Origin of the sequence: Mycobacterium sp., assembly GCF_049802695.1 — a bacterium.
GTDB lineage: Bacteria > Actinomycetota > Actinomycetes > Mycobacteriales > Mycobacteriaceae > Mycobacterium.
Genome location: NZ_JBARMY010000125.1, coordinates 1 through 8,177, shown reverse-complemented (window position 1 = coordinate 8,177; position 8,177 = coordinate 1). Strand labels below are relative to the sequence as shown.

Sequence of the window (8,177 nt, the reverse complement as noted above, 5' to 3'; positions counted from 1 at the left end):
CGGTTGCCTTCGGCGTCGGGTGCGGCCATCGCCATGATGCGACGTTTGATCTCGTCGGTGATGTGCGGGATCACCTGCACGGTGTCGCCGAGGTACTCGCCGCGGCGTTCCTTGGCAATGACCGTCGAATACACCTGCCCGGTGGTCACGTTAGCCGACCCGGGCAGGTCGCGGTCGAGAAAGCGCTCGTAGTGGCCGACGTCGAGATCGGTTTCGGCGCCGTCCTCGGTCACGAAGACCTCGCCGTGCTGGAACGGGTTCATCGTGCCGGGGTCGACGTTCAAATACGGGTCGAGCTTCTGCATCGTCACTTGCAGACCGCGCGCGGTCAGTAACTGGCCCAGGCTGCTGGCGGTCAGCCCCTTGCCGAGGGAGGAAACGACGCCACCGCTGACGAAGAGGTGCTTGGTGACGGTCTGCGGGTGCCTGCGCAATCGAGCAACCTCCGTGAAGAAGGGCAGGGCTGGCTGTTGCTAGCAGTGACTGCTAGCGGTGATGCACTGGGCCTGCCGACCCACGGAAACCCACCCTAACACCGACGGCGCCACGTCGTCGCTGGCGCGCCGATAGCCGAAGTCTCAGGGCGCGACGGTTAGCGCCGTGGCACGGTGGCCGATGCCGTACTGACCGGTGTGCCCCCCGCTGATCAGATCCTGCAGTGCCAGAACCGCGGTGATCCTGCCCTGCTCGGCGTCGACATCGTCGACCGTGCTGATCGCGGGCGTCATGCCGGCATCGGCCCGGGTCACCGCGACCGCGCCCGTTCCGCTGGCGCAGCCGTCCCGGCCGGCCAGCACCACCCCCGAGCCGTGCGGTGCGAGCGCGACGGCGAAGCGCGCGACGGTGACGCCCTGGTTACCGGCACCGTCGCCGAGTTCCCCGCCGGTGACGACGACTGCGGCGTTGGCCGCGCCGATATGCGCGTCGGACGGGTAGGTGATGAACCCGGTGTCGCGCAGGGCGGCCAGCACGGTGTCCCGCGCTGAGTCGTCGACGACGGCAGCGGCGGGATCGCGGTTGATCAGTAAAGCGATTCCCAGCAGATCACCGGCTTGGGAACCCTGGTCCACCAGCTTGGTGCTCAACTGCGCGCCGGCCGGCACGATCGACGAGTTCACCACCGTGCGCAGTTTCTCGGCGGAGTTGGCGTCGACGAACTCCTGAGTCAGCGCTACGGTTCCGGTCACCGTGCCGCCGGCCTGACCGATCACTTTGGACACCGCCGCAACGTCGTCGTCGCGTGCATCCGGGGTGCGGAAGACGATCATGGACTTGTCGGTCAGCGCGCCGTGCACCATGCGTTCGGCCAGTTGCGCATCGAAGTCACCTGCCGCAGCGAGCTTCTCGTTCAACACGATTTTCTGGTCGGTGAGCGCGTTGATCTGGCTGTGCAGGTCGCGTTTCTCCTCGCGAAGTCCCGACAGCAAGCTGTCGGACAGCAGTCCGGAACCCAGGACCACCCCGACCGCGAGCGCCAAGAACACCGCGGCCAGCGAGATCGCATGATGGCGTGGCGAAATCACGGGCAGGCCTTCTAGGTCACCCAGCTCGGCACGTGCAGCAGCAGCCGGTTCCAGTAGCCGACGATCCAATGCATGACGACGGCGTCGGTACGCGAGACCCACAGCGCGACGATGATGGCGATCAGCATCGTCAGCACCAGCAACGCGATTGCACCGGCCGAGATGCGGTTGCGGTACAGCGTCGCGACCGCCTTGGCGTCGACCAGTTTCTCGCCAACCCTGAGCCGGGTGAGGAAGGTCGACGGATTGCTGTGCTGACGGGTCCGGTCGAAGAACGTCTCGATGTTGGCGCTGTGTCCGGCGGTCACCAGCAACGCGGCGCCGTGGTGATCGGCCAGCAGCAGTGCCAGGTCGGCCGCCGAGCCCGCGGCCGGAAACGTCATCGCTCCCACGCCGAGGTCCTGGATGCGTTCCAGGCCGGGCGCATGGCCGTCGGCATCAGCCGGCAGCACCACTTGAGCGCCGCACTTGAGGGCATCGGTGCTGATGTGTTCGGGGTCCCCGACGATGATCTGTGGGCGATACCCCGCTTTGCGCAGTACGTCGGCTCCGGTACCCACCCCGATCATCACCGGTTGGTACTCCTTGATGAACGGCTTGAGCGCCCGCAGGTCCTCAGCGGCGGTAGGCTCGTCGGCCACCACCACGACATGACGGCGGCGCAAGTCGACGTCGATGTCGGGAATGCCGATACCGTCTATCAGCAACGGACTTTCACTGCGGATGAACTCAATGGTGTTGCCGGCGAACGCCTCCAAGTGAGCGACCAGGCCGCTCTTGGCTTCCTGCATCAGGTCGGCGATGTCATGATCGGTGCGCTCGGTGCCCTTGACCAGCCGGCGGTCACCGGCGTAAACGCCGCCGTTGTGCAATCGCACCTTGGCGCCGTCTTTGATTTTCTTGAAAACCTGTGGCCCGGTCTCGTCGATGAGCGCGACTCCGTTGGCCAGCAACACCTCCGGACCCAGATTCGGGTAGCGGCCCGAAACGGACGGCGATGCGTTCACCACGGCTGCGATGTCGGCCTCGACCAGCGCGTCGGCGGTGATCCGGTCCAAGTCCAGCACGTCGAGGACCGCGATGTCACCAGGACAGACCCGTCGCAGCAGCCGGTCGATGTCACGGTCGACCCGGGCTGTGCCGACGACACCGGGCCGAGCGCCGTTACGGGACAGAAGCGTCGTCATCCTCATGGGCCCGATTCTGTCGGCGAAGGGCAGGTCGGGCGAGTAGGCGCGCCGTAACAACTGCCTCAGAGGTTGTGTTCTGCCACTTATGTCACACAAGTCACGAGGTGGTGGTCACCTCGCTGTGCGCGGTTTTCAGCAGTTCCCGCGCATGCGCTCGAGCGCTGTCGGATTCACCGAGACCGGCCAGCATCCGCGCCAGCTCGGCCACCCGCTCCTCGCCGTCGATGCGCCGGACGACGCTGGCTCCATTGCGCCCCGCGCTGTCCACCACCAGATGAATGTTGCCGTAGGCCGCCACCTGCGGCAGATGCGTCACGACAATGACCTGGTGGGTGTGCGCCAACCGGGCCAGTCGCCGGCCGATCTGCACCGCCGCCCGGCCGCCGACACCGGCGTCGACCTCGTCGAACACCATGGTGGTGCCCGCCGTGGAGACCGCCAGCACCACCTCCAACGCCAGCATCACCCGCGACAACTCACCACCCGACGCACTTTTCGCCAGCGGCAGCACCGTCGTGCCGCGGTGCGCGGAAAACCCGAACTCCACCACGTCCACACCGTCCGCGCCGGCCCGGGCCAGCTCGCCGGAGGGCAGTTTCAGCGCGGCGGTGTCGTTGTCGCCGGCCGGCGCCAGGTTGGTCGTCACGCCGATCGTGAACTCGGCGTCGGCCATCGCCAAGCCGGCCAGTTCTGCGCTGACCGACTTGGCCAGGCGCTTAGCTGCGGAACTCCGGGCTTTGCTCAAGTCCATTGCCGCTCGAGCTACTTCGTCGGCGAGCTCATCGACCCGACGTTCCAGCTTGGTCAGCGCCTCTTCCGAAACGTCGAGTTGCGCCAGCCGGTCGCGGGACTCTCGAGCCCACTGCAACACCCCGTCGATGTCTACGGCGTACTTGCGGGTCAACGTGCGCAGTTCGGCTTGGCGGGCCAGCTTCGCGTCCAAAGTGCTGTTGTCGGTGGGCAGTTCGCTCAAGTAGCCACCGAGTTCCCGCGCGGTGTCCCCAACCAGCGTCTGCGCCTCGCTGAGTTCGTCGACCAGCGCCCGCAGACTCGTGTCGTCGGTCGACTCCAGCGCAATCTTCGCCTTGGCCAACGAATCTGCGGCGGAGTGCGGTTCGGTGTCGACCGTCTCCTCCTGCGGGCCGGCCAACGCCGCCCGGGCGGTAGCCGCAGCCTCGCGTAACGCATCCAGCTCGGAAAGCCGCCGAATATCAGCAACCAGGTTGTCGTCTTCGCGAGGCTCAGGGCTCACGCTGTCAATCTCGGCGAGCGCGAATTTCAGCCGGTCCGCCTCCTGGGCCAGTTCGCGCGCCCGGTTGCGGCGGTCGACCAAGTCGCGCCGTGCCGACTGCCACGCATCGCGCAGCGTGCGGTAGCGCTCGAGACGGGTGCCGGCCGACGCGAAACGGTCCAGCGCCGCGCGTTGTTCGTCTGGCCGCATGAGGCGCAGCTGGTCGTTCTGCCCATGCAGGGTAAGCAATTTGGCGGTGAAGTCGCTGAGCGATTTGGCGGGTACGCTGCGGCCACCCAGGTAGGCCCGCGAACGTCCATCCTGGCTGACCGACCGTGACGCGATCACGCTGCCGTCATCGTCGCGCGCGGCGCCCGAGCTGTCCAGGATCTCGTCGAGCTGTGCCGCCGCGGCGTCGCCGACATCCGTTGTGGCGAAGCGGCCTTCGACGACGGCCCGCTCAGATCCCGACCGAACCCGCTGGGCGTCGGCCCGCGCGCCGCCAAGCAGATGCAGCCCGGTCACCACCATCGTCTTGCCGGTGCCGGTCTCACCGGTCAACACGGTCAGTCCTCGGTCGAACTCGGCCGTCGCGCTGCTGATCGCACCCAGCGACTCGATCCGTAATTCCGCCAGCACCGCTTACTGCCCGCGCCAGCCTGCGACGGGTAGCCGGAACTTGCGGACCAGTCGGTCGGTGAACGGCGCACTGTCCAGCCGCGCCCACTTCACCGGCGTACCGCAGCGTGTCACTTCCAGCCGCCCACCGGCGGGCACCAGCATCTCGCGGCGGCCGTCGCAAAACACCAGAGCGTCGTGCCCGCTGGCCTCGATCTCGATCGCGATCATGGCGTCAGGGCTCGTCACCATGGGGCGCGCGAACAGTGCGTGCGCATTGTTGGGCACAACCAGCAGCGCCTCGAGGTCGGGCCACAGCACGGGACCGCCCGCGGAAAACGCATACGCGGTGGACCCGGTCGGTGTCGACACCAGCACGCCGTCGCAGCCGAACGTCGACACCGGCCGGCCGTCGATTTCGACGACGACGCCGAGCACCCCGAGCCGAACGCCCTTTTCCAGGCTCGCCTCGTTCAGCGCCCAACCGCGGTCGACAATCTCACCCTCGGCGCGCACCGCGATGTCCAGCGTCAAGCGGTTCTCCACGCGATAGTCCTGCGCGACCACGTGCTCGAGCACGGTTTCGATCGCTTCGGCTTCCGCTTCGGCGAGGAACCCGATGCGGCCCAGGTTGACGCCGAGCACTGGAATCTGCGCGTTGCGGGCCAGTTCGGCGGCCCGCAAGAAGGTGCCGTCACCACCCAGCGCCAGCACCAGTTCGCACCCGTCGGCTGCGCACGGGTCCGGATCGACCACTTCGACGTCGACGCCCAGTGCCCGCAGATCATCCGGGGCCAGATGCAGCGATCCGGTGTCCACCGCTTCAGCGGACAAAACGCGTAACGCAATCCCGCTGTCGCTGAGCGACTTTCCGATCCGACGGGCTGTTTCGGTAACCTCGTCGCGACCGACGTGGACAACCAACAAAACGGAGCGCCCAGCGGTCATTGCGGCTTGGCTCCTAGTTGTCCGGCCACCGCCGTCTGCACCGCCTGCATCAGCTGGTCGTCGGCCAGACCGCGATCGGTCTGACTGCGCAACCACAGGAAGTATTCGACGTTGCCCGCCGGGCCGGGTAGCGGGCTTGCGGTCACGCCGACGGTGTGCCAGTCGAGCTCCTCGGCGCGGCGGGCCACGGCGAGAACCGATTGGGCGCGCAACGCCGGGTCGCGCACGACGCCGCCGGACCCGACCTGACCTCTGCCGACTTCGAACTGCGGCTTCACCATGGGAACGATATCGGCGCTCGGCGACGCACAGCGGGTCAACGCCGGTAAAACGGTGGTCAACGAGATGAACGACAGGTCGGCCACCACGGTGTCGACAGGGCCGCCGATCGCGGCCGGCCAGAGGTCGCGGGCGTTGGTGCGCTCGACGACGGTCACTCGGGGATCCGACCGCAGCGACCAGGCCAGCTGCCCGTAGCCCACATCGGCGGCGACGACTTCCCGCGCGCCGCGGTCCAGCAGGACTTCGGAGAAGCCGCCGGTGGAGGCGCCCGCGTCGAGACAACGCAGGCCGTCAACGGCGATTCCGAAGGCGTCAAGTGCGCCGATGAGTTTGTGCGCTCCGCGCGACACCCAGCTGCGTTCGCCGTCACTTGCGACTGACAGCGCAGCAGTCGGCGCGACAGCGGTGGCTGCTTTGACGGCGGGCATGCCGTTTACCTTGACCTTGCCGGCGTCAATCAATTCCGCAGCCTGCTGACGAGATCGCGCCAGTCCTCGCCGGACCAGCTCGACGTCGATGCGAGCGCGTCGGGCCACCGCACACTCAACCCTTCTCCGCCGACTCCAGGGCCCTCACCAGCACATCGTGTGCCTCGGAGAGACGGCGTGCAATCACATCGATGTCGCCTCGAACAAGCTGAGTGTCGAGCTGGTTTGTGCCGTCCGCAGGGATACCGGGCAGCTCGGCAAGCAGTTCGTCGATCTGAGCCCGGATGTGGGCAGGGTCGGTCATGCGCCGCTCCTCCTCATCGCTTCGCTCTGCATCGTCGCCGGCGCGTGTCATGGCGATCTTCACGCTAGCCGATGTTCAGCAACGAACAGCGCTGCAGGGCGTCGCGTGCGGTGTCGTCGCCGGCTTCGATGGTGACGGCCCGCCCGTCGAAATCCGCCTTCCAGACCGCGTTCGCCAGAGCGCGGACTACCGTGAGTCCGTCGTTGTCCGAGCTGTCGCCGTTAGCGCTGACGGTCACCACGGTGTCGCTCACGTCGACGTGCCAGCCAGGTTGCGCTTCGATCGCCAGTTCGTCGGGGTCTTGGTGCAGCGACCGCAGGTCGGCCCCGATATAGGTGGGCCGCTGATCCGGCACGGCGAAGATCGCGTCCTGCGCGGAGTTTACGCCGGTGAGCACCATCAGGCTGGGCAGATCGGCGGCGTTGGCGCCGGCGATGTCGGTGTCCAGTCGGTCACCGACCACCAGTGGGGACCGAAAGTCGCCGCGGGCCACCGCGTCGTTGAGCAACGTGGGTGCGGGTTTGCCGGCGATCTGCGGTTCGGCGTCGGTCGCCGCTCGCAGCGCCGCCACCATGGCACCGTTACCGGGAAGCAGGCCGCGCTCAGAAGGCAGGGTCCGGTCGACGTTTGCGGCCACCCAGAGCGCACCCGACCGGATGGCCAGCGCCGCCTCGGCCAATTCCGGCCAGCCGGTGTTCGGTGAGTGACCCTGCACCACGGCGGCGGGTTCGTCGTCCCATCGGCGCACCGGGGACAAACCGACCGCCGACATTTCGTCGGCCAGCGAATCGGTGCCGACGATCAGCACCCGCGAGTCGGCCGGCAACTGATCGGCCAGCATCTTGGCCGCGGTCTGGGCGCTGGTGACGACGTCGTCGCTGCCGGCCTTGAAGCCGAGTTCGTTGAGATGGTCGGCGACTTGGGCTGCGCTGCGCGACGCATTATTGGTGACGAACAGCGTTCGGCTTTCCACCTGGTCCAATGCCTGCACCGCGCCGTCGGTTGGACTACTACCGCGAAACACCGTCCCGTCCAGGTCGACCAGCAGGCAATCGTATTGCTGTGCAAGCGTTGTCATGTCAGGCCAGCTCGCTGACCCGGTCTTCAGCGTCGGTGACGCCGTCGACATCTGCGGCCGCCGAATGCAGAAACCATTGCAGCGCCTCGTCTTTGCGGTCGACTGCCAACAGCGTCTCGGCGTACGCGTAGAACAGCCTCGCGGCAGCGGAGCCGGTACGGGCAGGATCGAGCGCAGGTGTGGATAAGACCGTCAGCGCCTGCTCCAACTGTCCGAGATCTGCTCGCGCGCCGGCTGCGACGATGCGCAGTTCGTCGGCGTCATCACCGCTGAGCTGTGCCGCTTCCGGCCCACGGGTGAGTTCGATCGCCCGCTCGGGACGGCCGAGACCACGCTCGCAGTCAGCGATCAAGGCAAGCAGCGACGACTTGCTGCCCATCCTGCGGGCAGCGCGCAGTTCGGCGAGCGCTTGCGACCAATCGCCGCAGTGGTAGGCAGCGATTCCGACGGCTTCGCGGACCGCCGCGATCCGTCCGGACCGGGTACGCGCCGCGCGGGCATGGTTCAGCGCCGCTTCGGGATCGTCGTCGATTAGGCCGCCCGCCGCGACGAGGTGACGGGCCACAGCCTCGGCG

8 protein-coding genes and 1 pseudogene are annotated in these 8,177 nt (G+C 67.4%); all 9 read right to left on the bottom strand.

Annotated elements, in window-relative coordinates; translation table 11 throughout:
• Nucleotides 1–434: pseudogene (locus tag WA317_RS04900) on the bottom strand (CTP synthase); the annotation flags it as partial.
• 144 nt (nt 435–578) lie between these two features.
• The gene (locus tag WA317_RS04895) at nt 579–1,523 is read right to left on the bottom strand and encodes a copper transporter (protein ID WP_425171974.1); all 945 of its coding nucleotides are present in this window, start codon (nt 1,521–1,523) and stop codon (nt 579–581) included.
• Nucleotides 1,524–1,534: 11 nt separating this feature from the next.
• Nucleotides 1,535–2,716, bottom strand: a complete 1,182-nt coding sequence (steA, locus tag WA317_RS04890) for a putative cytokinetic ring protein SteA (protein WP_425171973.1) — start codon at nt 2,714–2,716, stop codon at nt 1,535–1,537.
• Between the two features lie 94 nt (nt 2,717–2,810).
• Nucleotides 2,811–4,583: a DNA repair protein RecN gene (recN, locus tag WA317_RS04885; protein WP_425171972.1), complete on the bottom strand. Its 1,773-nt coding sequence runs from the start codon at nt 4,581–4,583 to the stop codon at nt 2,811–2,813.
• A 3-nt stretch (nt 4,584–4,586) separates the two neighbouring features.
• Nucleotides 4,587–5,510, bottom strand: a complete 924-nt coding sequence (locus WA317_RS04880) for an NAD kinase (RefSeq protein ID WP_425171971.1) — start codon at nt 5,508–5,510, stop codon at nt 4,587–4,589.
• The gene (locus WA317_RS04875) at nt 5,507–6,328 is read right to left on the bottom strand and encodes a TlyA family RNA methyltransferase (RefSeq protein ID WP_425171970.1); all 822 of its coding nucleotides are present in this window, start codon (nt 6,326–6,328) and stop codon (nt 5,507–5,509) included. Before WA317_RS04875 ends, WA317_RS04880 begins: the two co-directional genes overlap by 4 nt.
• Nucleotides 6,329–6,335: 7 nt before the next feature.
• The gene (locus tag WA317_RS04870; protein WP_425171969.1) at nt 6,336–6,524 is read right to left on the bottom strand and encodes a hypothetical protein; all 189 of its coding nucleotides are present in this window, start codon (nt 6,522–6,524) and stop codon (nt 6,336–6,338) included.
• Between the two features lie 64 nt (nt 6,525–6,588).
• Complete coding sequence (locus tag WA317_RS04865; RefSeq protein WP_425171968.1) at nt 6,589–7,602, bottom strand: HAD-IIA family hydrolase; 1,014 nt, start codon at nt 7,600–7,602, stop codon at nt 6,589–6,591.
• A 1-nt stretch (nt 7,603) separates the two neighbouring features.
• Nucleotides 7,604–8,177: hypothetical protein (locus WA317_RS04860; RefSeq protein WP_425171967.1), on the bottom strand; the 574-nt coding region annotated here is incomplete at its 5' end.